Source organism: Ochrobactrum sp. SFR4, from assembly GCF_019730395.1.
Classification (GTDB): Bacteria; Pseudomonadota; Alphaproteobacteria; order Rhizobiales; family Rhizobiaceae; genus Pseudochrobactrum.
Window position 1 is genome coordinate 175,932 of the sequence record NZ_JAAPBB010000004.1, and the last position, 26,373, is coordinate 202,304.

Here is a 26,373-nt window from a genome sequence, read left to right on the forward strand (position 1 = left end):
CTTTAAGCACCGCGTCTTCCAAAAGGCGCGGTGCTTTTATTTTGAGCAAACATAATAGCTTTAATGTGATTGTTCATTTACAGCAGACCGCACTAAAGCATCTTCTGCGCCGCATTGCCCTCTTCTGTTTTAACAAGCACCCTGTTCATGACCATTAAAAACCGTCTCATCATTAATTTTACAGGTTATGAAGGGCTGCACCCCAAAGCTGTCCGTGTGCGCCATCGCAAGATTATGAGCGATTTTGACAAGCTGTGGGGCACAAAAACCAGCCTGACCCCTATGGTCGACGCAGATCACGGTAGCGGCACCATGCAGGTGACAGCCAAAGGTGTGAACTGGGAAACGCAAAGCGAATTCTGCCAGTTCGGTACCGCAGATATTTTTGACGATTATGCTGCACGTTCCCTGCCACACCGTTTGTTTGCCGGCAGTCGTGCCTTTTTAAATATTCTCTTCACCGGCACATTATGGCGTTACGGCCGCACCAGCTGGCGTTTTGTGATGTTCTTCCTGTGGCCGTTTCTGATGGTGCTGGCTATGCTGGCCTTAACGCTCGGCATCACAGCAGCACCAGTACTGGCAGGCTTTTCCGCATTGCACATGCTTTGGTCGCTACCGCTGGCGCTTGGCATTTGCTACGCACTGATACGGGCACTGGATGAAAAACTTTTCATTTCCTATCTGCTCGACGACTGGTCAGCGGCCTATGACCGTATTTATGACAACAGTCCAAAACTGCTGGAACGCAAACAAATCTTTGCACAAATGCTTGCAGAGAAATTGCGCAGCAGTGATGCAGATGAGGTCATCATTATGGGGCATAGCCTCGGCACAGTACCGGCAATTGAAGCGCTGGCAGAAGTCTGGCGCACCGAGCCGGAACTCCTGCGAAAACAGCCGGTCTCTTTGCTTGCTGCCGGTTCCTGCCTGTTGATGATTGCTCTGCACCCGCGCGCCAAAACCCTGCGGGAAGATGTACGCGTGCTGCTCAATGACAGTCCGGTTTTCTGGGCAGAGTTTCAGGCACTGACGGATATCATTCATTTTTATAATTCAGAACCTGCCAAGGCTCTGAAAATTCAAACGAATAATCCCCCGCTGATCAGCCATATCCGGTTCAAACATATTCACTCTCCTGTCCGTTACAAACAGGCCAAGGGCAATTTCTTCAAAATGCATTTGCTGTTTATTTCCGGCAGCCAGAAGAAAAATGCCTATGATATCGGCATGTTTCTGCACGGGCCATTTGCGCTCAAAACCCTGCTGAGCGAATATCCCGATCGGCCTGCACCGCTTGAAGATATCAGCAACAAAAAAGCCCGCTAAAAGCGGGCTTTTTATTATTCAGCAGGAGGCACAACCGCAATCGTCAACCACCGCGCAGTGAGCGCCGGCTTAACCATGCCCTCCACTTCCAGTGTCACATCATAATGATTGACCACACGACCGGAAGGACGGATATCCGCATCAGCCAGTTTGAAACGGGCACGGACACGCGTACCGGTTTTGACCGGCGACATGAAACGCACACTGTCAAAACCGTAATTGATGCCCATGGTTGCGCCCTGCAGCATCGGCAGGGCTTCAAAAGCCAAAGTCGAGAGCAATGAAAGCGTCAGGAAGCCATGGGCGATTGTGCCGCCGAAAGGTGTTTCTGCCGCACGTACCGGATCAACATGGATATATTGATGATCATCCGTTGCATCCGCAAACTGGTTGATCATTTCCTGTGTCACCACCCGCCACTCAGAGCAGCCGATTTCCGTGCCGATCGCTTCACGCAGCTGATCCAGAGTGATCGCATCTTTCATTGCTATAGACCTTTATGATGGATTCGCACTTTCAGAGAATGTTATTCTCTATCTCTTTCCAGCTGCTATAAACCGCTTTTGCACCTTTTTCCAAAAGCTTTTCCGTGTGTCCGGCATAAGTATGTCCGCCACCGGTATAACCGATTGCTGTCATGCCTGCGGCAACAGCCCCTTCCACACCAAATGGTGAATCCTCAAACACCACACAACGTGCCGGATCAGCACCGAATTTCTCTGCGGCAAACAGGAACAGGTCCGGCGCAGGCTTACCGCGTTTGACCATTGTTGATGAGTATAATGCCCCATTAAACGCCCCGATCAGACCGGTTTTTTCCAGACTGAAAGCAATACGCTGCGGCGAAGACGATGAGGCCACGCAGCTGCGGGTCTTCAGGCGCTCCAGCACACCGGCAATGCCGTCACAAGGTTGCAAGGCTTCAGAAAACACCCGATGTGTTTCCGGCCAGATATCATCCTGCGCTGCATCCGGCAGATAATGGCCGGTCAGATCGCCGATCAGACGGATAATATCCGCCTGCTTCATTCCTACACCCTTGGCTACCGTACCGTCAGGAATCGGCATATTATGACGGGCATAAACATTATGGAAAGCCAGCGCAGCCAGTGGTTCGCTGTCGACCAGCACACCGTCACAGTCAAAAATCACGAGATCCCAGTTATTATTGGTTACGCTGTCCGGCACTTTGAACTCCTGCTCTGTCATGCCGCACGGATGCAGCCTTTGCCTTATTGATCTTTAATCTAGAGCGGTTTACGCACATGTTAAACTATAGTGATCGCTCTAGCTTTTTAATAATCGCATTATCACGGCCATCAGGTTGTTCCAACTTGACTGTGAAATGCTCAGGTCTTTTATAACTGTCATTATCAGGCGGGTTATTCTCCCGCAAAACACTATCTCCGGAGAACAAACATGGCCACCAATGTCGCACTCACCGGCTTAGCTCGTGATATGAAAGCCCGCGCCGATACCGGTAAACCCATCCGCATCGGCCTGATCGGCTGCGGAGAAATGGGCACCGATATTGTGACCCGTGTCGCCCATATGCCCGGCATTGAAATCGGCGCGATATCGGAAACCAATCCGCAGCGTGCGCTCAAAGCCGCCGAGATCGCCTATGGTGAGCAAGGCCATGCGCGCGAAACCAATACCGGCTCTGACCTGAGCCTCGCTTTGGAAGCGCATAAAATTGCTGTTACTGATAATGCAGACCTCATTCTCAATAATGACCTGATTGACGTGGTGATTGATGCAACCGGTATTCCTGCCGTTGGCGCGGAAATCGGTCTGCGTGCCATGGAGCACGGCAAACATCTCGTAATGATGAATGTTGAAGCTGATGTGACAATCGGCGCTTATCTGAAAAGTGAAGCCGACCGCCTTGGTGTCGTCTATTCGCTCGGTGCCGGTGACGAACCGTCATCCTGCATGGAGCTGATCGAATTTGTCACCGCGATGGGGCATCCGATTGTTGCTGCCGGTAAGGGCAAAAACAATCCGCTCAATATTGATGCGATCCCTGATAATTATATCGAGGAAGCCACGCGCCGGAATATGAATGTGCGCCTGCTGGTGGAATTTGTGGACGGCTCCAAAACCATGGTGGAAATGGCGGCTATCGCTAATGCCACCGGTCTGGTACCGGATAAAGCCGGTATGCACGGCCCTGCGGCCACACTCGACCAGCTCTCCTCAACGCTCATCCCTGAAAAAGATGGCGGCGTACTCTCCCGTGTGGGCGTTGTCGATTATACCATCGGCAAAGGTGTAGCACCGGGTGTATTCGTGGTTGCGGATATGTCCCATCCGCGCATTAGTGAGCGCATGGAAGACCTGAAAATGGGTAAAGGCCCATATTTCACTTTCCACCGTCCTTATCATCTGACCTCGCTGGAAGTCCCGCTGACCTGCGCCCGTGCAGTGCTCTATGGTAAAGCCGACATGGTGCCGCTGAGCAAACCGACCGCAGAAGTTGCAGCTGTTGCCAAAAAAGATATGGCGGTTGGCGAAACCCTCGATGCAATTGGTGAATATTGCTACCGTGCATGGATCATGACCGCCGGTGAAGCACGTAGCGCCAAAGCCATTCCATGCGGAATGCTGACCGGTGCCAAAGTGCTCAAACCGATCAAAAAAGGCGAACTCATCACCTATGACAACGCGGCTTTGCCTGCCGGCTCCCGCCTTGCAGAACTCCGCGCCCGTCAGGACAAGCTGGTTTACGGTGTTTAAAATACAATAACTTTTGCCCCTGAATTTTTTTCAGGGGCAGGAACTCAGTCATTTTTACCATCATCTGTAATATAATACGCAATTGGCGCTGTCATAATCTGACCGGCCACACCTGAGATGATACCCTTCTCTTTAGCTTCATCCGGCAACAGAAATTTCCGGTCATTTTCACTTGAAAGCAAAGTGCTGATCTCAGCATCTGAATACCGGCTGCATTCCCGGTAAACCTCTGTGAACATAGAAACATAGCCTTTCAGATCTTGTCCCGCAGTGGTCAATTCATCTGGTTGGAAAGACCTGTTTTTATAATATTTATAGGGCGGATGCATAATAAAACGCCCGCCTTTACGCGACTGGCGGTCTTTTGCACCACAAAAGATCATCGTTGCAGAAGACATCACAGTCGACAGATTCACCGTTGTGATCGGTACATGCGAGCTTTTGACTGCCCAATATCCCGCATAACCACTATCCATATCCCCGCCATAACTGCTGATATAAAGATAGATTTTCTTCAGACTTTTATAATTCGCATTCAAATTATCTATAGCCTGTATCAGTTCACTGACACTTTTCGTACTAACACCGGCTGTAAAATAAATTTTTGCCGCAGCGGCATTTTCAAGCACCTTCTCGTCCTGAGGCATGACCTTTTTCAACTCAGCCTGCGCTCCGGTCGATGCCATAAAAAACAACGCTGTTATCTGCAAAATCCGGTAATATTTTTTCACATCCGCCTCATATAACAAATGAAAATATCCGGCATTGAAGCGCAGATCAGCAATCATCAAAATCGCAATTAATTGGGATGGATGAGCAGTATTTTTGAAACCGGAATCTATTCGTAAACAAACCGTTCCAAGTCTTTAATGACACGGGTGTTTCACAACACACCGGACACAATTCGATCTGAAAACAGCATTAAACAATTCTAAAACCACAATAAAAAAGGCGGCCCCAAAGCCGCCTTTTCTTTTATCTGCCGAAGCGACCGTTTAATCCAGCGCTTTGACGATATTTTCGACCATCTTCTTTGCATCAGCAAACAGCATCATGGTGTTGTCACGGAAGAACAATTCATTCTCCACGCCGGCATAGCCTGAGCCCATGCCGCGCTTGATAAACAGCACTGTTCCGGCCTTGTCCACATCGAGAATAGGCATACCGAAGATCGGAGACTGCGGATCGGTTTTTGCCGCCGGATTGGTCACGTCATTCGCACCGATCACGAAAGCCACATCGGCCTGTGCAAATTCGGAGTTGATATCTTCCAGCTCGAAGACCTCATCATAAGGCACATTGGCTTCAGCCAGCAGCACGTTCATATGCCCCGGCATACGACCAGCCACCGGATGAATGGCATATTTGACCTCAACGCCCTCTTCCTTCAGCTTGTCAGCCATTTCACGCAGCGCATGCTGTGCCTGTGCTACCGCCATACCATAACCCGGTACGATGATAACCTTGGCAGCATTCTTCATGATGAAAGCCGCATCATCTGCCGAGCCCTGCTTGACCGGACGCTGTTCCACTTCACCCGCTGCACCAGCAGAGGTGTCGCCGCCGAAACCACCAAGGATCACGGAAATGAACGAGCGGTTCATGCCCTTACACATGATATAGGACAGGATCGCACCGGAAGAACCGACCAGCGCACCGGTGATAATCAGCGCCAGATTGCCCAGCGTAAAGCCGATACCCGCCGCTGCCCAGCCGGAATAGGAATTGAGCATAGACACGACCACCGGCATATCCGCGCCGCCGATTGGGATAATGATCAGCACACCGAACAGCAGCGACAGCAGCACAATCGCCCAGAACACCAGATGACTTTCAGTCATCGCCAGCACGATCACCAGCACCACAATGCCGATAAACAGTGCCGCATTGATGATATGACGTGACGGCAGCATGATCGGCTTACCAGACATACGTCCGTCCAGCTTGAGATAGGCAATAATCGAACCGGTAAAGGTAATCGCACCGATAGCCACACCGAGCGACATTTCCACCAATGCCTGTGCGTGGATCGAGCCGACCTCGCCAATGCCGAAAGAATGCGGCGAATAGAGAGCCGCAGCGGCGACCATGACAGCTGCAAGACCAACCAGCGAGTGGAAGAATGCCACCAGCTGCGGCATGGCTGTCATAGCAATGCGCTTGGCTACAACGGCACCGATACCGCCACCGATCACCAAGCCTAATACAATCAGTGCCAGCCCGCCAAAAGACGGCTGCGCCAATACCAGCGTGGTGACAATGGCAATGCCCATGCCGAGCATACCGTAAAAATTGCCCTGACGGCTGGTTGTCGGATGAGAAAGACCGCGCAGCGCCAGAATAAACAGCACGCCGGAAACGAGATAAAGAAAGGCTGCCAGATTAACACTCATATCCAAGCCCCTCACTTATCTTTTTTCTTATACATGGCAAGCATGCGCTGGGTGACGAGAAAGCCTCCGAAAATATTCACACTTGCCAGGACCAGCGCGATAAAGCCAAAGCTCGTTGCCCAACCGGAAAGGGAGAGTCCGACGGCCAGAAGTGCACCGACAACAATCACTGAGGAGATCGCATTGGTCACCGCCATCAAAGGTGTGTGCAAGGCAGGCGTTACCGACCAGACAACGTAATAGCCAACAAAAATCGACAATACGAAGATCGCCAGCTGAAACACAAAAGGATCAATCACCCCGCCGCTGGCAACATGCACAGCATTGCTGATTGAATCTGAACTCCCCAGACCTTCCGCAGCAGCCCGCAAGTTTTCAACGGCTTTATCGAGACCGCCCAGTGCCTCTTTCAAAGAATCAGCACTCATGCCTCATCCCCCTTATTTCCGGCTTCATTTACGGTTTTCTTGCCTGCACCCGTTTTGGTTGCCGGTTTTGCAGCAGCCGGTTTTTTGGGGGCAGCTTTTTTAACCGGAGTTTTTTTCACGGCAGGTTTTGGCGCGGCTTCAGCCTTCATGACTGGTTCAGCTTTTTCCGCCACCACAGCCACACTGGCAAATGCCGGATGCACAATAGTGCCCTGATGGGTCAGCACGGTTGCTTTCACCAGCTCATCATCAAGATTGATAGCAACTTGCTTGGTGTCTTTGTCGATCAGCGTTTCAAGGAAAGCGAACAGGTTACGCGCATAAAGCTGTGAAGCAGAAGCGGCGATGCGACCGGCTGTATTCATATGACCGATGATTTTCACACCATCTTTTGTCATCACCTGTCCGGCAACAGCACCTTCCACATTGCCCCCGCGTTCAACCGCAAGATCAACCAGCACAGAACCCGGTTTCATACTCGCAACCATCGCCGCACTGACCAGCTTTGGTGCAGCGCGTCCCGGAATAAGCGCCGTGGTGATTACAATATCCTGTTTGGCAATATGATCGGCCACGAGAGCGGCCTGCTTTGCCTGATAGTCTTTCGACATTTCCTTGGCATAGCCTCCGGCTGTTTCAGCCGCTTTGAACTCTTCGTCCTCTACAGCGACAAACTTAGCCCCGAGCGATGCCACCTGCTCTTTGGCTGCCGGACGCACGTCCGTCGCCGTAACCACAGCTCCGAGGCGACGTGCGGTCGCAATGGCCTGCAAACCGGCAACGCCCGCCCCCATGACAAAGACTTTGGCAGCAGGCACTGTACCCGCAGCCGTCATCATCATCGGCATGGCACGGTCATATTCTGAGGCCGCATCAATCACTGCCTGATAACCGGCAAGGTTAGCCTGTGACGACAGCACATCCATTACCTGCGCACGGGTAATACGCGGCATAAACTCCATCGTAAAAGCCGTTAGCCCAGCTTGTGCAATCGCTGCGACACTGTCTTCATGACCATAAGGATCAAGCATTGCGATCAGTACCGCACCGGTCTTGTAGTTTTTCAATTCGGTCTGTGAGGGACGACGCAGTTTAAGAACGATATCCGCGGTTTTAATATCAGTGGTCTTACCGATCTGCGCACCGGCATCAGCAAAAGCCTGATCCGTAATACGCGACGCAATACCTGCACCACTTTCCACGATTACCTTAAATCCGTAGCCGATCAGCTTTTTCACGGTTTCCGGCGTCGCCGCCACCCGTGTTTCACTCGGATCAGTTTCAACGGGAATGAATATTACCTGAGACAAAACTGCCCTCACTTTCCCTATCCCCAAAACTCACAAAACCCGTTCCGGTCTCCTCCGGAACAAAATTTTGGACGGGCGCAGTAAATCACGGAAAAAGCAGGCTGCAATACTATTTATGCAAAAAATCTCTGATGTGATCGAAAATACGCATTTAAGTCAGTTGTACTGACCGGAATCCACTAAATTATGCAAAATCTACACAATTATACCGCCCTGAAGGCGGCATAATTATACTTTGAATTTATCGGCACTCTGTCAGTAACAAAGCAACCAAATCTCACATGAGGAAAACTGCCGCTGCCATAATCAGCGCGAACAGAATAACGCCCGAGAACCAGCCGGCAGCAAAAAATGCAAATGCCATCGCGATCATCAAAGCGGAAAGCACAATCGTTCCCCATTTCACCAAAAAGGTAAAACCATGATAGGTGCGCTCGTGCTCAGGATAATCCATCTCTGCGCCAAGCTCTGCAGGACCGTGCTGAATTTCTGCCATATCTTTCTCCCTCCCCAAAGATATCTTCCTTTGCGGCCGTCTTCCGGTTCAGAAATCTTATCTGATCACAGTTGACACAGTTCATAAGCAATAGGCAAGCTTCAGTTCACAGCCAATGTTGCGACAATCTGCTGCAATGCCTGTTACTGTGCCGAATCAGACCCCTAGTCCGGTATATTTAGCCGTTGGCAGAATAGTCAGCGGAACATTGCCTGCGCGGATATCAGCAAACATATTACGCCGCTCATGGGCCTGAGATTTAAAAAACGGAAACCGCACAGCAACCGCATCACGGATTGAACTGACCGCCGCAGCCCCTAACCCCACCTGAATACCATAACCATCATGATCGCGCGGGTCTGCCAGCATTTGCGAACCAAAAATACGCTTATAGAAAGCCATATGCTCCGGCTTAACTGCGGCAAGGCAAAAACTTGCATTGAAATATTCTGATGCCATCGCTGCGATACGCAGTGTCAGATAGGGGATAGCGGGGAATTCAGCCAGATAAACAGGATCCGCAGCAAAACGTGTCGGATCGACAAAACTCATATTATTATCCAGCATTGGTCCAAGAATATCCGGAAATAATTTGGCGCTGGTTCCGATGCGATGCTCTGCTGTAATATGATGAACCCGGAGCGTACTGACCAGAATACCGTCTATATAAACGCCATAAACATAGGCCTGATGATCGCGGTCCACTTCATCAATAATCGTGCCCAGAAAATTGTCGTCCATGACATTGCGCGTCATATAGGAACGATAACGCAGCCGGCCGACCTCTTCCAGATCTTCCGCATGTATAACCCGCCGGTATTCCACTCGATCCAAAAACTCCAGCATATGCCGGGCAAAGTTCGAAAGGACTGGTGCTTTCGCAACCGGTTGAGAGACCGTCATCTATATTGTCCGCCACCAATAAACTAAAGCTCTGGTGCAGCCATTTCTTGAATATGCCACGCTTCATATTTCGTAAAATATACGAGAATACTCATCCTATTTTAAACCCGCCCCCTATCAGCAAAATCTAAAATAAAGCGTAATTTCAAAGCACTAACTATTCCGGTACATAGTCTTATACCCGGAACATAATATATTCAGGAAACAGCAATATCCCTCGCGGGCATCACCTTGCATATCTGCCCGCTGATTTGAGGAAACAAATATGCTGGTAACCATTTCTCTTTATGTGTGACAAAAAGCAAGGGTCCAGACCGGCACAATCAATCTTTTTTATATCTGCCGCAGAATGAACACATCGCCCACCGGCATATTTTCAAACTGATCCGGTATCAGGAAGGAAGCTCGTCCGCCTGTGCGGCACCTGCATGATCATTAGACATAACCGAAAGAGAGCGTCCGAGTTGCGCACTGATCTCATCGGCACTTAGGGGTGCCCCCAGCAAAAAGCCCTGCACCAGATCTGCACCGCCGGTTCCGCGAATCAGTTTCAGCTGTTCTTCAGTCTCCACACCTTCAATGGTTACCCCGAAACCCAGCTCATGAGAAAGCTGTGTCACACCACGCAAAAGCATAAAAGCCCGTCTGTCCGTTACAATGTCACGGACAAAAGAACGGTCAATTTTGACCTTTGTCAGTGGCAAGGTGTTCAGATAGCTGAGACTGGAATAACCGGTGCCGAAATCATCAAGGGCAATATTAATGCCTGAATTTTTTAAACGCTGCAGCATTTCGCAGGTTTTGACGCGATCACTGATAATGGCGCTTTCCGTCACTTCAACTTCAAGCAGGTAAGACGGTAATTGCGCTTTTTGCAAAGCATCGACAACCATATCAACAATACCGGAATTTTTCAGATCAATGGCAGAAAGATTGACCGATACGCCGATCTTATGCCCCCAACCGGCACAATCCTGACAGGCACGATGCAGCATAAACTGCGTCAGCTCTGTAATAATCCCCATTTCTTCAGCAAGCGGAATATAATCTGCCGGTCCGATAGGTCCGAATTTCGGATGATGCCAGCGGGACAGTGCCTCAACTGCAACAATACGAAGCGAATTAAGACTGACAATCGGCTGATAGACAACCGTCAGACTGCCTGCATTGATTGCCTCACGCAGATCATTTTTCAACTTCTGCCGTGAGCGATATTTCGTATCCATTGCCTCCACGAAAGCAACCCAACGATCATGCTCGCTGCTTTTGGCCTCATAGAGCGCCAGATCGGCATTCACATGCAAACCGCGCAGATCCACATTCTTCATAACATCAACTGCCACACCGGCGCTGATATCCAGATAAATCTGTTGTGAAGCGAATTCATAAACACCGCTCAGATAGGCCGTGACCTCATCCATAACCGTATTAATATGCGAACGGTCTTTAATCCCCTGAATGAACAGAACAAATTCGTCACCGCCAAAGCGTGATGCCACAAAACGCTCGGCATCAAGCTGTCCGAGACGCTCAGCAAACTGCCGCAATAATTCATCGCCCGTGTGATGGCCGTATGAATCATTCACATGTTTGAAATGATTAAGGTCAATAACCGCAAGTGCAACAAGATCGTCAGGTTTGTTGCCTGCAGTCAGCGCACGAACCAGTGTTTCAAAATAGAACCGGTTCGGCAATCCGGTCAGCCCGTCATAACGCGCCATATGCTGGATTTGCGCCTCAGCCTCAATCCGCCCCGTGACGTCATCAAAAATCAGCACCGCACCTTCTTCGCGACGCTGATTACACATCACCTCGATATAGCGGTTATTCCCGAAATGAAACACATCACGCTGGCGGCGGCCTTCCAGCAATTCGTCAATCCGCATGCGTACATTGCCCAGCTCGTCACGCGGAAACAATCCATGCTTGCTGCAATAGCGCAAAACAACTTCAAACGGACGGTTAAGAAGGCTGATATTTTGCGAGATATTCAGCATATCCCGCACCTGCTTGTTGACCACAGCAATAGCCGCGCGGCCATCCAGCATCACCAGTCCCTGAGGCATATTATTCAATGCTGTATCAAAACGGCTGACAACGGTGCTGAGACGGCGCTCATTCATCACGGCCGCAAACAGTGACTGTCGCAACCCGTTGGCCATCTGGATATTGCTGAGAAAATACGGAACCAGCAATGCGCCGATAATCACATGATAGATGCTGTCGACCAGAATAAACCCGAACAAAACAGGCACCAAAGCGCATACCGACATCATGACAACAGCATTGCGCGACGCATAATTACGGCCGACAATAGAAACAACGGAAGCAAGAAGAATAGAAAGACTGGCCAGCTCAGCAAACGGATCATTGATCACATAGGTGCTGTAAAAACAAAGCAGCCCGAGGATCAGACAGATTGCACAGGCACCCAAAAGATAGTGCATTTCCCAGCGATTAATTTTGTCGTGAGTTAGTCTGCTGAAATCGGCCCTGTCAAACACATGCATATCATACATGCGGATACTGGTAATTAATGCGAACAGGCCCGAGAAAATAACGAATACAACATCGCCGGTTTTAAAATAAATAACCATGCAGGCCAGCATATGTGCGGCCAGTCCGAACCAAAGCGTTTCCCGATTGCCATAAAGCGCTCTGACAAATGACAGGCGAACGTCCACCGGAATGTTGGTCTTAAATAACCATGTCATTTGTCACTGCTCCCCCTCGCCGGGGAAGAATGGCAAAAATACTTTAAAAATAAGTTTCAACTTTTTCTACTTTTGAGTGTTTTTATATTAAAATCAATGCCATAGGTTGCTATTCCCTTCGATAGGATTATTATCGTTGGGAACTATAAAAATATATTTAAAAATTATGATATTCGTAAGTTCTACAATAAAGATATACCCTGCAAACACAGAGCACACAGCCCGCACATCCAGACTGTCCGCTGATCCCGCCTGAAAAGCAATCCTCCAACAGCCGCAGACGTCACCCCTGCAGGCTGTGTCCGCCATCAACCGTGATGGTTGTACCTGTCATATATCCGCCTGCATTTGAAGCAAGCAATAAAAGTGCGCCTTCCAGATCACAATTTTCTCCAAGCCGGCGCATCGGGTTTTTTGCCTTAAGATAATTGCGCGCCGGCCCCGTCATAAGCTCCTGATTAATTCCTGTAGGAAACCAGCCCGGCGCAATGGCATTCACGCGAATATTATGGGCTGCCCATTCAAGCGCCAGAGCCCGCGTCATCTGCGCCAAAGCAGCCTTAGACATAGAATAAGCAACAGCGCCTTTCTGCGGCACATTTTTCAAAATGCTGGTTGTATTGATAATCGCGCCGGCAATTTCGGCTTCAATCATTCGTCGTGCAGCTTCCTGTGCAACGTTGAAAGCACCGACAACATTGACAGCAAAAACCTGCTCCATCATCTCAGTGGTTGTTTTCAAAGCACTGGCTTTACAGGCAATACCGGCATTATTAAAAACCACACTGACCGTACCGAAATGCTTCTCCGCCTCGTCAAAGGCGGCAGCGATATCCGCACTGTCCGCAACATCGGCACAAATATGAAGGATGTCCGGCTTTATAGTCTCGCAATCAGCGCAGGAGATCACAGGATGGCTGCGCGCGATGGACACAACTTTTGCACCATGCGCAGCAAGTGTATGCACCATATGATGCCCCAGTCCGGACGAACCGCCTGTCACCGCAATAACTTTATCTTGTACAGAAAATATATTCGGATGATTTGCGGACATCGCCCTCTCAATCAATTTTACTGTCGCCGGATACAGCGCAAAATTTTACAATAATTATTCCCAATCACGCTACTTTACAGTAGACAAATTCAGGTCGCTGAAAACTGACAATCCGGACAATATTCCCGTACCTTTTTTCATTTTTCCGGCTCTTACAGAAACGCTGTTTCACTGCATAATTGTAAAACTAACCAACTGCCTGCGACTGCGCAACCACGACAAGGCCTGTTTATCATGCAAAAATCCCGCCCTCTGATTGCTGTCACTTCTGACATTCGTGATATTGACGGCAATAACTGGCACGCAACACCTTCGGAATATATTACAGCGCTTGCGGAAGTCGCTCAGGTAACACCGCTATTGGTGCCGAATATCCGTGACAAGGTTGACCACGACGCTCTGTTCGCTGCGGTTCACGGTTTGCTTATTACCGGCTCGCGTTCCAACGTACATCCGGAACATTACGGACAGGAAGCCACAGAACAGCACGGCCCTTTTGATCCGGACCGCGATGCAACTACCCTGCCTTTGATCCGCGCCGCACTGGAACGTGGCATTCCCGTGCTTGGCATTTGTCGCGGTTTGCAGGAAGTGAATGTCGCGCTTGGCGGCTCGCTGGCCAATGATATTCAGGAACTCGACGGCAAGAACGATCACCGCGCTCCGGTTTCCACAATCCGCGATGAGCGTTATGCCATTTCGCATCCGCTGGAGATTGTTGAAAACTCATGCCTCGCTGCGATTCTGGAAAGCACTGCAGTTAACACCAATTCTGTGCACCGTCAGGCGATTGACCGTCTGTCTGACAAGCTTGAACCACAAGCCGTAGCCGAAGATGGTACGATCGAAGCTGTTACTGTGAAAGATGCACAGGATTTTGCACTCGCAGTGCAATGGCATCCTGAATATTGGGTACGATCCGATGCACCTTCAGCCAAAATCTTTCAGGCATTCGGTGATGCCGTGCGCAAACATGCCGGCAAAGCAGAGTAAAAATATACAGTGTCACAGATCGCGGGTTCAAATCCTGCGATCTGTATTTCAGAACCGGTATTTCAATCCGCCGCTTAAAGAAAAAGACTGAAATTTCATTCCGGCTCCATCCGGAAAATATTCCACGACTTCTCCGCTGCTCAGATTATACATTGTTGTATCAGCAGTTTTGTTGAAATAGCGCTCATAATTACCGGCGAGGAAAAATGATGTCTGCGCGGTATAGGCATATTCTGTACGCGCACCGACCGACATGAATGCCAGGCTATCATATTTCTCAGTAAAACGCAGGTTCCGCCGCCAGTGATGATCTTCATCTCTGGATTTAAAGGCCAAACCTCCCCTTGCCTGCACGGAGAAAGTCCACTGGTCAAAGCTCTTGCTTGCTTCCAGCCCCAGAAATGCTGTCGGATAGCTCTGTTCATAACTGATAGTACGCTCACCATCAGAAAGATCACCGACATCATCACGAAATTCATTCCGGCTATAAATATAACTGCCGCCATAGGCGTCCCATTTCACATTGGTATATTTAAAGCCGCCATGCAGATTAAGCAGCGCTGTTTCATTGACGTAGAAATTATGCCCCAGTGCCAGGTCAGCCGTAATATAGCGGTTAAGCTGTGTATCAGGATGAATTGAGCGGTGCGACCACGCATCGGAGCCATAACCGGCTGGCGGATCCATCAGCCAGTCATAATCTTTCATCCGGTTATTGCCGCTGAAACCGACCATCACATTGCCTGCCAGCGTCCAGTCATTATCAAATACGGCTTTTGCTGCTGCGGTCAGAACCGGTGCATCCGTTTTCCAGATCAGATGGCTGATCTTCTTACCGGTATTATTATACACCAGCTCATCCCCTTGCAGATGGATGTAACCAATTCCGCCCAGAAAAGAAAAATCAGGATTACTGATCCGTATATCTGTGGTTTGTGCAAGATTTAAATCTGCGGCACCGGCCGGCAAAGCTGTAAATAACAAAAACTGACTAAAAATAACGGCTGATACAGATTTCACAACACGCCCCCGCTTATGAATACAGAGGGCATTTAGAATATAATTTTACAAAATTTCAAATACTAAAATACTGAAACCTGCCTGTTTGTGCGTATCAGGCAGGTTTACTTGTCGACTGACGGATATGTAATTCCGGTTTAATCAGCGGCTGATCGCTATGCATTTCAACACCGTTGAGCTGATCCAGCAGTGCACGCGCCGCCTGACGCCCGACTTCACGCTGGCCGTTCCAGACGGTTGTCAGGGCCGGAGTGGCAATTGCCGCCTCTTCCAGATCGTCATAACCGGTCACAGAAATATCTTCACCCGGCACCAGGCCGGCACGGGCAATACCATTCATCAGTCCGATTGCCACCAGATCGTTCCAGCACACTGCTGCAGTCGGCTTGTCTTTCAGTGATAAAAATTGCGGTGCAACTTCAAAACCACCCTGCTTGGTGCGCGGCCCCGGAATGCGCCATTCCGGTTTTACGGTCAGGCCGGCCTTTTCCATAGCATTGACATAGCCCTGATAGCGGTCGCGACCTGTGGAGGTCTGATCCGTACCGCCGATCATCGCAATGCGGGTATGCCCGAGCGAAATCAGATGATTGGTCGCAAGGCTGATGCCATAGGCATCATCGCCGCGAAACACCGGTACATCCGCACCTTCCACATTACGGGCGATCAGCACCACCGGCAGACCGTTATTTTCTGCCAGTTCAATATCTTCCGCAGGCGTACCGATAGCCGGTGACATGATTACGCCGTCCGCGCCAAGCTGCAAAAGCGTATCAACAAATGTACGCTGCTTCTCCAGCTGGTCATAATGATTGCTGAGAATAAAGGTCTGACGGGAGCGATCCAGTTCCGTTTCAATGGAGCGCAAGATTTCCGCAAAAAACGGGTTCATAATATCATGAACCACAACACCGATAATGCCGGAACGCGATGTGCGCAATGATGCAGCACGACGGTTATAAATATAGCCGATGGCGCGGGCATGTTCCTTGATGCGGTCACGGGTCTGATCCGCCACCAGAGGACTGTCACGCAAAGCCAGAGAAACCGTGGCCGTTGACACGCCAAGCGCATCAGCAATGGTTGAAAGTTTGATCTTCTGGGCCAAAAGCCGTCCGCCCCTTATTCAACAATCATATTCACCGGAACCGGCAGTTCTGCGGTATAGTGCTCTGCCGCAACCTTAGTTAATCAATATCTAGAATATAGTTTAACAAATAGCGAGACAGTTTTTAGCAACTTATCCGGCAAATTATTCATTACGGAACATCATGCCTGTTCTCACCCGCCCTGTTTCATTTTTTAATCGGCATCATTATCATCAGCCAGGTCATCTGTCGTATCAGTCTCATCACTGACAGCAGTGCGCAGCGGACGCCCCGCAGCAACAGCATTCAGATTATTTTCCATCCGCGTCAGCAACTTCAGAAGAACCTTCCGCTCTTTCTTTTCAAAACCACGCAGGCAGTCTTTTTCAGTTTTGCGTACCAGCTTTTCAATCACACGAATAACATCATGTCCCTGATCGGTCAGAAACACATGTGTCTGACGCTGATCGCTTTCCGATGCCTGCTTGGTTACAAACCCCTGTGCCTGCAAACGGCTGATCGTTTTTGTCACTGTCGGCGGACGCACGCCCAGACGCTGCGCCAGAATACCGGGAGGCAGGCCGTCCTCTTCGGCAAGTTTCAGCAAGACCGCATCCTGCCCCGCATATAATCCGTGTTCCAGCAGCCGCGTGGCTAATATCGTGCGCATCATCCGCGCATTGTGCTGTAACGGCTGAAGAATAGCAGTTTTGCCTGACTTGCTCATATGCACCCTACCTGTCCGTATATCATAGCATTTCCAGCAAAAGTGGGAACCGGTTTTGCGTCAGGAAATGCGTAAAAACAAAAAGATAGAGCATTTTTTCTGATTCAATCAAAACTGGAAATGCTCTATTACATAAACAACCTAATTGAAGGCGTTATGACTGACAAGCAGCAGTCTGGTCTCAGCTGCAAAGTCAGGACAACAGGTATAAAGGCGTATTTAGAATAGCCGCAGCCACACTCACCCGTTATGATGCCTCTCACTTGCACATATCAGAGGAGAAATATTTTGCCGGAGATCACCCAGCACGCCAGTTCCGCCCTTTCTGACAGAGTGCCGCAAACCAGCGAGGCTCTCGCAACTGAGCCGCTGCAGGACACTATTCCTGAAAATCTCATTGCTGTCTTACCGCTGGGTGCCCATGAGCAACACGGACTTCATCTGCCTTTTGAGACAGACACGATTATCGCCGAGGGCATAGCCGCACGATTGGCAGAAAATTTGCCGGATCATATTACAGCGCGTTTTCTGGCAACTGAACCTGTTGGATATTCTGTTGAACATATGGATGTGGAAGGCAGCCGCACGCTGGCTTTTTCTGAAGCAGTGAACCGCTGGATCGGCATCGGCGAAAATCTCTGTGCAGCCAATATCCGCAAGCTGGTTATCCTCAATGCTCATGGCGGCAATTCTCCTTTGGCAACCATAGTCGCTACAGAATTGCGCGCGCGTTTAGGCATGCTGGCCGTGGCAACCCACTGGACACGGTTCGGCATACCGGAAGATCTCATCAGTGCGGACCAAAAGCACCTTGATATCCATGCTGGCTATATCGAAACCTCTGTCATGCTGGCCTTGGCACCCGAACTTGTGCAGATGGATAAGGCGCAGAATTACATCAATGAACAGGCAAAATTCATTGAGGAATTTCAGTATTTGCGTGCCTATGGCCCGCACGCTTTTGGCTGGATGATGAGCGATCTGAACAAGCAGGGTGCGGCCGGCAATGCTTTACGTGCCAATGCGCAAGATGGCGAAAAAATCATCGCCCATGCAGTGACCGGCCTGACCGGCCTGATGGATGATGTCCACCGGTTTGATATCTCGGTCTTCGGGCAAACACCCTCACTTTGAAAACTGTCAGCAAAGCTTCAGAAGAGATTGCTCTATATAGCTAGTCTGTTCTATAGAATTACGGTTTCGCAATTCTTATATGCACAGAGATTTCAACATATAAACCGGCTCTGGCTCAACACCAGTTACCCGATCCGGTAAAAATTCTGACAATGAAGAGGCACTCTACCCATGAGCGATAGCCCTGTAGCAGATCAGGTTGCGACTGGCGCAACCACACTCCCTAAAATTCCGGTTACTGTGCTGACCGGCTATCTCGGCTCCGGCAAGACCACCCTGCTCAACCGTATTCTCAGCGAGAACCACGGCAAACGCTATGCTGTCATCGTTAATGAGTTCGGTGAAATCGGCATTGATAATGATCTCATCGTCGAGTCCGACGAAGAAATCTATGAAATGAACAATGGCTGCATCTGCTGCACCGTGCGCGGCGATCTGATCCGCGTGGTTGAAGGCCTGATGCGCCGTCCGGGTCGTTTTGATGCGATCATTGTGGAAACCACCGGCCTTGCTGATCCCGTGCCGGTTGCCCAGACATTTTTCATGGATGATGATGTGCGCGCCAAAACTCAGCTTGATGCTGTGGTCGCCCTTGTCGATGCCAAACATCTGCCGCTGCGCCTGAAAGACAGTCAGGAAGCTGAAGACCAGATCGCTTTTGCCGATGTGGTTCTGCTCAACAAGACTGATCTGGTTAATGCGCAGGAACTTAGCCATGTCGAGGCTACTATCCGTGCCATCAATCCGCATGCGATTATTCATCGTACCCAGCGCGCAGAAATTGACCTGACGAAAGTTCTGGATCGCGGTGCTTTTGATCTCCAGCGTGCGCTGGAAAATGATCCGCATTTCCTCGATCATGATCATCCGGATCATGTTTGCGGCCCTGACTGCGATCATGACCACGATCATCATCACCATGACCACGGACACGACCATCATGGTCATCACCACCATCATGATCACGATCATACCTGCGGTCCTGAGTGTAATCATGATCATGGCCATGCTTCGGCCATTCACGATGTCACGGTTATGTCTGTCTCTTTGCGTACCGGTGAACTGGATGCCGCAAAATTCTTCCCGTGGATTCAGAATGTAACGCAGGTACAAGGTCCCGACATTCTCCGCCTTAAAGGCATTATTGCCTTTGCCGAAGACGATGACCGCTACGTCGTGCAAGGTGTGCATATGATCATCGAAGGTGATCACCAGCGCCCGTGGAAACCGGATGAAAAACGCGAAAGCCGTCTGGTGTTTATCGGTCGTAACTTGAATGAGCAGGCACTGCGTTCCGGCTTCGAGAAATGTAAATAACCATGCCGACGATTGCCCCTATTGATCTGGGAAGCCACTGCCTGAAAGCCGGCTTCCTCAATGATAACGCCTATTATGCACTGGCCGACGGTACGCTCCATTGGCTGGATGAAGCGCATAAAACTGTAACCATACATGACGGTTTGCTCTGCGTTGCACCGACGGCTGACAATAAAGCACTGATCACCGGCGGTGAAGACGGGCGCATCTGTCAGACTGACGAAAAAGGTAATGTGCAGGAACTGGCGGTTCTGCCGCGCAAATGGATCACTGCGGTTGCCAGTGGCCCTCATGGTTCAGTGGCCTATGCTTCAGGCCGTACCGCATGGGTGCGTGAAGCCAATGGCAAAACCACCGAATTTGCCCATGAGCGCAGTGTTGAAGGTGTTGCTTTCGCACCCAAAGGCCTTCGCCTCGCCATTGCCCGCTATAATGGTGCGACATTGCATTGGGCAGGCACTGCCGGCAAACCTGTTGATCTGGAGTGGAAAGGCGCACATACCGTCGTGATCTTTTCACCGGACGGTCGTTTTCTGATCACCACCATGCAGGAAAATGCGCTGCATGGCTGGCGTCTGGAAGATAACCGCAATATGCGCATGACCGGTTATCCGGCCAAGGTCAAAGACTGGTCATGGAGCCCTAAGGGCAAATGGCTGGCCACCTCCGGTGCTCCTGCGGTGATCATCTGGCCGTTTAGTGGCAAAGACGGCCCGATGGGCAAAGCTCCGCTGGAACTTGGCCTGCGCGGTGACACAATGGTTACAGCCGTTGCCTGTCATCCGGTCGAAGATATCGTAGCTGTCGGCTATCAGGACGGAATGGTACTGCTCTGCCGTTTTGCCGATCAGAAAGAAGTGCTGCTGCGTCGTCCGGGCAAAGGCGCCATCAGCTCAATGGGCTGGGATAAAAACGGTACGCGCCTCGCCTATGGTGCGGAAACCGGCGATTGCGGCCTGATTAATATTCAGTGGTAACAAAGAAAAAAGCGGCTTCAGAGCCGCTTTTTTAAACATCTAAGGTCGAAATTACTTCTTCGATTGCTCCAGTGCCTGCTCGCTCTGAGTGGCCGGTTCCTGTGCTTGCGGCAAGGTTTTCAATTTATCCGTTTTGTCTTTGGCCTTTGCCGTTACAGCCTGCGACATTGCTGGTGCGCCATCAGGCCCCTGCCCCGAGAGCCAGGCAGTCACCAGCGACACATCTTTCGCACCGATCATATGACCGGCCTTCACCACGCGCGCATCCACTTTGGCACCGCTGGTACGCAACAAATCCGAGAGTGCAGGCGCAAAAGGCGCATACATCTTGTCATCTGCGCCGGTCACCACCAGCACCTTAGCTTTACTCAGATTGGCCGCAGGTGTCTGATCCAGCACCGGCATAGAGCGCATCAGAACAGCTTTTTTCACCAGATCAGGATGCAATATCATCGTAGCGGCCAGCAGATTGGCGCCATTGGAATAGCCGACAAAAGTGGTGCGGCTCAGATCAATCTGATCGTCTTCAGAGAGCTTGGTCAGGAAACTGACAAAAGCATCCGCTTCATTGCGCACGTCTTTCTGGTCGAATTTTACCGGCGTGATGCGGGCATACCAGCGTGTACGGCCTTCCTGCAAAACCCGTCCGCGGATACCGAGCAACGTGGCACGCGGCCATACTTCCTGCGCAAACGGCACGAGGCTGGTTTCATTACCGCCGGAGCCATGCAGTAGGACAATAGTTTCACCACTGCCGTTTTCCGGCTTGGTAAAGTGATAAACAAATTTCTGACTGCGGGAAATTGCCTCTTTTACCACCTTGCTCACATCTTTCGCTGCTTCAGCAGCATCCGCTTTAGGATTACGCATCGTCAGCCCCGCGCCTGTGGCCGGTGTCATTATATCTGATTTTTTCATAAATGCCGCATTACCGGAAGCTGTTTCAGCACGGGACGGCGCCTCCTGCGCAAGCACAGCCTGCGGCAGAAACGAGATCAGCATAGCTGCCACAGTGGCAGAAGCGGAAAAAGAGAATAATTTGTTTACCATAGGAGAAGTTTTGCCGGACAAATATTAAAATAATCTAACAAGTCGGTAAATTGATGCATTGCGTGCCTGTAAAGGCGCATTTTACGGAGAGTTGCAATTCTGGCAAGCTCAAAACAGGCCACTATCTAAATCTCAATCGCGGCGAAAACATGCCATCAATAAATATTTTAACTTAATGCCGCATAATAAATATCTTCAACAGATATTCCGCGCCATCAGCCAATACCGGAACCAAATGACGTATAAACCAGCTCTGGTCTTCTTAGCACTTCTGGCTCAGGCTTTTTTCAGTCTGGTTCTGATCATTATCACCGTCTGGGGCAGTCTTGCACTCCATTATCAGCTGACAGAATCGCGCATGCTCACTTATGCCGCGATCGGCATATGGGTGCTCGTTGCATTGGCTGCACTCAGCACACTCTGGTTCACCGACCTGCAACAGTATCGCAAAGCCGCATTTATCAGCTTTGCAATCCTGTTCGCAATTTTGCTGATCTGGTGGCAAGGCATCAAACCATCGCTGAACCGCGACTGGGCACCGGAAGTCGCACAAACAGTCACCGCCGAGTATAATGGTGATTTAGTACGTCTCGATCATATCCGTGATTTTGACTGGCGCACGGAAAAGGATTTTACCGTTAACTGGAAAAGTGCCGATTATGATCTGAGCCAGATTAAAAGCGTTGACCTGTTTTTGTCCTATTGGGCGGGGCCTGCAATAGCACATACATTGGTCAGTTTCGGATTTGAGGACGGGAGACAGATCGTTTTCTCCGCAGAAATCCGCAAAAAACGCGGACAGGCTTTCTCTGAAATCGGCGGGTTCTTCAAAGATTTTGAACTGGCAATGATCGCGGCAGAAGAAAGCGACATTATTTATCTGCGCACCAATGTGCGCGGTGAGCATGTCTATCGCTATCATGTGGATATTGAACCGGAACAGGCACGACAGCTTTTCAGACTATATACCGATACAGCCAACCGTCTGAGCAAAAAAGCCGGTTTCTATAATACGCTGACCGCCAATTGCACGACAGTTGTCTTTGATATGGCAAGAATACTCGACCCGTCGATAGCACTTGATTATCGTGTGCTGCTCTCCGGTTACCTGCCTGAATATATGTTTGAAAAACAACTGATTGTAACGGCTGAAACCAATACGCAGTCAATGCGTCTCAATGCGGATATCAGCCAGCAGGCAAAAGGAAGCCGCGAAGGCTATTCACAGCGTATCCGTAACACTGCCATGTCCCAGCCGGCAGCTGCACAATAGAATATCCGGTGCCGCATCATTATAACGCGGCACCGAAAAGACTAGAGCGTGTTGCGTTTAATTGAACCCACGGCTCTCGCACTGTTTCTTTATTTTAACGCATGTCCTTATCCCAAAACCGGTATCCGTTTTTGGGAAACATGCTTTAGTCGAGAGCAGCAGTTACGATAAACTCTACTTTGTAGCCCGGAGTTGCCAGATGGGCAGAACCGGTTGCGCGTGCCGGTGTGTTCGCAGGATCAACCCATGATTCCCAAACCGCGTTCATTTCTGCGAAATCTTTCATATCATCCAGCCAGATAATGGTCTGAAGGATTTTGGATTTGTCAGTACCGGCAACAGCCAGCAGACGATCAACTTCAGCCAGTGCGGTTTTGCACTGTTCAGTCACGCTTGCATTTTCTGTACCAACCTGACCGGCCAGATAAACAGTGTTGCCATGGACAACAGCACCACTCATACGCTTACCGGATTCGAAACGCTTAACAGACATAGTTCTTCCTCTCATTGTGAATTTGATACAGTCTTATAAGCATCAAACCGCGCCAAGACTATTTGCCAGGGCCAAGAAAACGGAAAACAGCACATATTTTTTCGGAATAATGTGAGCAATCCTTATGCTGACCGAATATTCCGCTCCATTCTTGACTCAAAACCTGCCTGCATCTATAAGCCGCCCCACGTTCAGACATTATTTGCAAGGTCGTTCACCGACCGCGTCTGAACCAGCTCCTGTTAAAAAACAGATTTAAGAAGGGCCGCACACCGCGGTATTAAACAAATGAAGCGCACATATCAGCCATCTAAACTCGTCCGCAAGCGTCGTCACGGTTTCCGTTCACGCATGGCTACTCCGGGCGGTCGTAAAGTTATTGCAGCCCGCCGCGCACGCGGTCGCGGCAAGCTTTCTGCATAATTGTTGCTCCGCGTAGAGCGGTGACACAACAAGCAAATAAGCAGACCAAAACACTCCGCCTTCGCAAGAGAGCGGAGTTTTTGGCTGTTCGCAGCGGGGAAAAGCGTCGCGGCAAATATTTCCTTCTGGAAGTAAAACAGCGCGATGAAGCAACCAGCAAACAGGCAAAAACCGGTGAAAACCCGCGTGTCGGCTTCACGGTTACCAAGAAAAACGGCAATGCGGTTATCCGCAACAGAATCCGCCGTCGTCTGAAAGCCGCCGCTGCACTCAATGAGGCCGCAATGGCTCCGCAAACTGATTATGTTATTGTTGCACGCAGGGAAGCGTTAAACGCCCCCTTCAGCGCACTGACCAGAGAGCTCTCAAAGCGGTTTAAATGACCGTTTCTCAAAATAGGCCTGAATTATATCGTCTCAGCGTTCGCTTTTCTGAATGGCTCGTATTATAAGGCAGGCACTTAACTCTGACAGGTATGGGGCATATTCTGCACAGCGCTCTGTCAGCCAGCATATTATACGCTAGGACGGCGCAGCCATTTTGCGCACTTAGCTGTAATGAACTGACAGGAACCAGGACCCGTCAATGGAAAAAAACCGTAACTTCTTTCTCACCATTGGCCTGTCGATTCTGATTCTCACGCTCTGGCAGGTATTCTATCTGGGGCCAAAGACTGAGGCTCAGAGAGAACAGGCACGGATTGAAGCGCAGAGTACTCAGAATGCGCAGGCAACATCCGCCAATGGTGCAACATCTGCCAATATTCCGCAAGGCAATGCGCCTCAGGCTGGCATTCCGGGACAGACAACAGAGGCTCAGGGAGCAAAACCTGTTACCCGTGAAGCCGCGCTGACTCAGAGCAAGCGCATCAGCATTGATACACCGCGCGTCAGCGGCTCGATCAATACTGTCGGCGCCCGTCTCGATGATCTTTTCCTGAAGGATTATCGCGAAACCGTTGATCCGAAATCCCCCGAGATTGAACTGCTTGCGCCTTCAGGCGTAAAAAAGGGTTATTTCGCTGAACTCGGCTTCTCCGGTAATGATGCAATCGGCACTGTTCCGGGTCCTGCAACCGAGTGGAATATTGAAGGCAATGACAAGCTCACCCCTTCAACACCGGTAACTCTGACCTATGCCAATGAAAAAGGCATCCAGTTCAAGCGCGTGATCTCCGTTGACGAGAACTATATGTTCGCCGTTGAGGATACGATCACCAACCCGACTGATGCCGCTGTTTCGCTCAGCTCCTACGGCCGCGTAACCCGTTTTGAAAAGCCTGAACATGCCAGCGGCACCTATGTGCTGCATGAAGGCCTGATCGGCGTTGTCGGCGATCAGGGCCTGCAGGAAATTTCCTATTCCAAGATCGAAGACGAAAAAAACAAACCGCTTACCAAAGCAACAGGCGGCTGGCTTGGTATTACCGACAAATATTGGGCTGCAACACTGATCCCGCCGCAGAACGAAAGCTTCGAAGCACGCTTCTCCTATTTCACTGACGGCACGCCGCGCTATCAGGCAGATTTCCTGAGCAGCCCTGTTACCATTGCTGCCGGTCAGAACGCTGTCATCAAAAACCATGTTTTTGCCGGCGCCAAAGAAGTTGCCAAGATCAAAGAATATGAAGAAAAACTGGGCATCAAACAGTTCGAACTGCTGATCGACTGGGGCTGGTTCTACTTCATCACCAAGCCGATGTTCTATCTCATCGACTGGATCTATAAATTCTCCGGCAATTTCGGTGTCGCTATTCTGGTGGTTACCGTTCTGCTGAAAGCCCTGTTCTTCCCGCTGGCCAACAAGTCCTACAAATCGATGGCCCGTATGAAGATGATGCAGCCTGCTATGCTGGAAATCCGTGAAAAATATGCGGATGACAAAGTTAAGCAGCAGCAGGAAATGATGCAGCTTTACAAGCGTGAGAAGATCAACCCGCTGGCCGGTTGCTGGCCGGTGCTGGTACAGATTCCGGTCTTCTTTGCGCTCTATAAGGTTCTTTATGTCACCATCGAAATGCGTCATGCGCCGTTCTTTGGCTGGATTCATGACCTTGCTGCGCCAGATCCGACATCGCTGTTCAACCTGTTTGGTCTGCTGCCTTGGGATGTTCCTGCATTCCTGATGATCGGTGTATGGCCGTTGATTATGGGTATCACCATGTTCCTGCAGATGCGCATGAACCCGACCCCGCCGGATCCGACACAGGCTGCAATCTTCACATGGATGCCGATTATCTTCACATTCATGCTGGCTGCATTCCCTGCAGGTCTGGTTATCTACTGGGCATGGAACAACACATTGTCCATTCTCCAGCAGGGTATGATCATGAAACGTCAGGGTGCCAAGATCGAACTTTTTGACAACCTGAAAGGCATGTTCAAAAAGAAAGAACCTGCGGCACCGGTGAAAACCGATAAGCCTGCCAAGAAATAAAACGAACAGAAAAGCCCCCTTCACGGGGGCTTTTTTATACCTGACAGAGCTTTGGCGGTTGACAAAAGCCACCGAA

General features: G+C 50.2%; 24 protein-coding genes and 1 pseudogene. 10 read left to right on the forward strand and 15 right to left on the reverse strand.

Features of this window, described 5'->3' with window-relative positions:
* Window positions 1-147 precede the first annotated feature (147 nt).
* Window positions 148-1,329: an alpha/beta hydrolase gene (locus HBA93_RS06725; RefSeq protein WP_221722769.1), complete on the forward strand. Its 1,182-nt coding sequence runs from the start codon at window positions 148-150 to the stop codon at window positions 1,327-1,329.
* A 14-nt stretch (window positions 1,330-1,343) separates the two neighbouring features.
* Here the strand turns inward: HBA93_RS06725 and HBA93_RS06730 are convergent, their stop codons facing one another.
* Entirely contained in the window at window positions 1,344-1,814 is a 471-nt protein-coding gene (locus tag HBA93_RS06730; RefSeq protein ID WP_022712508.1) for a MaoC family dehydratase, read from the reverse strand.
* A gap of 31 nt (window positions 1,815-1,845) precedes the next feature.
* Window positions 1,846-2,517, reverse strand: a complete 672-nt coding sequence (locus HBA93_RS06735) for an HAD family hydrolase (protein WP_353619327.1) — start codon at window positions 2,515-2,517, stop codon at window positions 1,846-1,848.
* Window positions 2,518-2,748: 231 nt separating this feature from the next.
* Between HBA93_RS06735 and HBA93_RS06740 the strand changes: the two genes are divergently transcribed.
* Entirely contained in the window at window positions 2,749-4,068 is a 1,320-nt protein-coding gene (locus tag HBA93_RS06740; protein ID WP_221722771.1) for an NAD(P)H-dependent oxidoreductase, read from the forward strand.
* A 44-nt stretch (window positions 4,069-4,112) separates the two neighbouring features.
* On the opposite strand, the gene HBA93_RS06745 is transcribed toward HBA93_RS06740, so the two are convergent.
* The 8 genes from HBA93_RS06745 to HBA93_RS06780 form a co-directional block, all read right to left on the reverse strand.
* Window positions 4,113-4,799: an ATP-dependent Clp protease proteolytic subunit gene (locus tag HBA93_RS06745; RefSeq protein WP_221722772.1), complete on the reverse strand. Its 687-nt coding sequence runs from the start codon at window positions 4,797-4,799 to the stop codon at window positions 4,113-4,115.
* 264 nt (window positions 4,800-5,063) lie between these two features.
* On the reverse strand, window positions 5,064-6,461 hold the full coding sequence (locus HBA93_RS06750; protein WP_221722773.1) for an NAD(P)(+) transhydrogenase (Re/Si-specific) subunit beta: 1,398 nt from the start codon (window positions 6,459-6,461) through the stop codon (window positions 5,064-5,066).
* 11 nt (window positions 6,462-6,472) lie between these two features.
* Complete coding sequence (locus HBA93_RS06755) at window positions 6,473-6,889, reverse strand: NAD(P) transhydrogenase subunit alpha part 2 (protein ID WP_221722774.1); 417 nt, start codon at window positions 6,887-6,889, stop codon at window positions 6,473-6,475.
* The gene (locus HBA93_RS06760; protein WP_221722775.1) at window positions 6,886-8,199 is read right to left on the reverse strand and encodes a Re/Si-specific NAD(P)(+) transhydrogenase subunit alpha; all 1,314 of its coding nucleotides are present in this window, start codon (window positions 8,197-8,199) and stop codon (window positions 6,886-6,888) included. Before HBA93_RS06760 ends, HBA93_RS06755 begins: the two co-directional genes overlap by 4 nt.
* A 277-nt stretch (window positions 8,200-8,476) precedes the next feature.
* Window positions 8,477-8,695, reverse strand: a complete 219-nt coding sequence (locus HBA93_RS06765; RefSeq protein WP_121992992.1) for an aa3-type cytochrome c oxidase subunit IV — start codon at window positions 8,693-8,695, stop codon at window positions 8,477-8,479.
* Between the two features lie 156 nt (window positions 8,696-8,851).
* The gene (locus HBA93_RS06770; protein ID WP_121992991.1) at window positions 8,852-9,598 is read right to left on the reverse strand and encodes an N-acyl amino acid synthase FeeM domain-containing protein; all 747 of its coding nucleotides are present in this window, start codon (window positions 9,596-9,598) and stop codon (window positions 8,852-8,854) included.
* Window positions 9,599-9,990: 392 nt separating this feature from the next.
* A complete protein-coding gene (locus HBA93_RS06775) occupies window positions 9,991-12,312 on the reverse strand; it encodes a putative bifunctional diguanylate cyclase/phosphodiesterase (protein WP_121992990.1) in 2,322 nt (773 codons plus the stop codon).
* A 283-nt stretch (window positions 12,313-12,595) separates the two neighbouring features.
* On the reverse strand, window positions 12,596-13,366 hold the full coding sequence (locus HBA93_RS06780) for an SDR family NAD(P)-dependent oxidoreductase (RefSeq protein ID WP_221722776.1): 771 nt from the start codon (window positions 13,364-13,366) through the stop codon (window positions 12,596-12,598).
* Window positions 13,367-13,600: 234 nt separating this feature from the next.
* Here HBA93_RS06780 and HBA93_RS06785 point away from each other — a divergent pair, with 234 nt between their 5' ends.
* Window positions 13,601-14,359 carry a gamma-glutamyl-gamma-aminobutyrate hydrolase family protein gene (locus HBA93_RS06785; protein ID WP_221722777.1) on the forward strand — a complete coding sequence of 253 codons (759 nt, stop codon included), beginning with the start codon at window positions 13,601-13,603 and terminating at the stop codon, window positions 14,357-14,359.
* Between the two features lie 48 nt (window positions 14,360-14,407).
* Here HBA93_RS06785 and HBA93_RS06790 read toward each other — a convergent pair whose 3' ends face one another.
* From HBA93_RS06790 to HBA93_RS06800, 3 genes are all read right to left on the reverse strand, one after another.
* A complete protein-coding gene (locus HBA93_RS06790; RefSeq protein ID WP_163026076.1) occupies window positions 14,408-15,379 on the reverse strand; it encodes an omptin family outer membrane protease in 972 nt (323 codons plus the stop codon).
* Window positions 15,380-15,473: 94 nt separating this feature from the next.
* A complete protein-coding gene (locus tag HBA93_RS06795; RefSeq protein WP_028234002.1) occupies window positions 15,474-16,487 on the reverse strand; it encodes a LacI family DNA-binding transcriptional regulator in 1,014 nt (337 codons plus the stop codon).
* Window positions 16,488-16,681: 194 nt separating this feature from the next.
* Window positions 16,682-17,194 (reverse strand): MarR family winged helix-turn-helix transcriptional regulator, encoded by a 513-nt coding sequence (locus HBA93_RS06800; RefSeq protein ID WP_121992986.1) that lies wholly within the window; start codon window positions 17,192-17,194, stop codon window positions 16,682-16,684.
* Between the two features lie 369 nt (window positions 17,195-17,563).
* On the opposite strand from HBA93_RS06800, the gene HBA93_RS06805 reads away from it, so the two are divergent.
* The 3 genes from HBA93_RS06805 to HBA93_RS06815 all read left to right on the forward strand — a co-directional run bounded on the left by HBA93_RS06805 (window position 17,564) and on the right by HBA93_RS06815 (window position 20,622).
* Entirely contained in the window at window positions 17,564-18,328 is a 765-nt protein-coding gene (locus tag HBA93_RS06805) for a creatininase family protein (protein WP_286201802.1), read from the forward strand.
* Between the two features lie 171 nt (window positions 18,329-18,499).
* The gene (locus tag HBA93_RS06810) at window positions 18,500-19,645 is read left to right on the forward strand and encodes a CobW family GTP-binding protein (protein ID WP_221722778.1); all 1,146 of its coding nucleotides are present in this window, start codon (window positions 18,500-18,502) and stop codon (window positions 19,643-19,645) included.
* Window positions 19,646-19,647: 2 nt separating this feature from the next.
* Window positions 19,648-20,622 (forward strand): WD40 repeat domain-containing protein, encoded by a 975-nt coding sequence (locus HBA93_RS06815; protein ID WP_221722779.1) that lies wholly within the window; start codon window positions 19,648-19,650, stop codon window positions 20,620-20,622.
* A 162-nt stretch (window positions 20,623-20,784) separates the two neighbouring features.
* Here HBA93_RS06815 and HBA93_RS06820 read toward each other — a convergent pair.
* Window positions 20,785-21,672, reverse strand: a pseudogene (locus HBA93_RS06820) (alpha/beta hydrolase); the annotation flags it as partial.
* 235 nt (window positions 21,673-21,907) lie between these two features.
* Between HBA93_RS06820 and HBA93_RS06825 the strand changes: the two are divergent.
* Window positions 21,908-22,945: an Lnb N-terminal periplasmic domain-containing protein gene (locus tag HBA93_RS06825; protein WP_221722780.1), complete on the forward strand. Its 1,038-nt coding sequence runs from the start codon at window positions 21,908-21,910 to the stop codon at window positions 22,943-22,945.
* Between the two features lie 145 nt (window positions 22,946-23,090).
* Here the strand turns inward: HBA93_RS06825 and HBA93_RS06830 are convergent, their stop codons facing one another.
* A complete protein-coding gene (locus tag HBA93_RS06830) occupies window positions 23,091-23,438 on the reverse strand; it encodes a RidA family protein (protein ID WP_116088876.1) in 348 nt (115 codons plus the stop codon).
* Window positions 23,439-23,726: 288 nt separating this feature from the next.
* Here HBA93_RS06830 and rpmH point away from each other — a divergent pair, with 288 nt between their 5' ends.
* The 3 genes from rpmH to yidC all read left to right on the forward strand — a co-directional run bounded on the left by rpmH (window position 23,727) and on the right by yidC (window position 26,297).
* Window positions 23,727-23,861 (forward strand): 50S ribosomal protein L34, encoded by a 135-nt coding sequence (gene rpmH / locus HBA93_RS06835; protein WP_022712486.1) that lies wholly within the window; start codon window positions 23,727-23,729, stop codon window positions 23,859-23,861.
* An 80-nt stretch (window positions 23,862-23,941) separates the two neighbouring features.
* Entirely contained in the window at window positions 23,942-24,244 is a 303-nt protein-coding gene (gene rnpA, locus HBA93_RS06840; RefSeq protein WP_051139099.1) for a ribonuclease P protein component, read from the forward strand.
* A 202-nt stretch (window positions 24,245-24,446) separates the two neighbouring features.
* On the forward strand, window positions 24,447-26,297 hold the full coding sequence (gene yidC / locus HBA93_RS06845) for a membrane protein insertase YidC (protein ID WP_221722781.1): 1,851 nt from the start codon (window positions 24,447-24,449) through the stop codon (window positions 26,295-26,297).
* The last annotated feature ends 76 nt before the right edge of the window (window positions 26,298-26,373 follow it).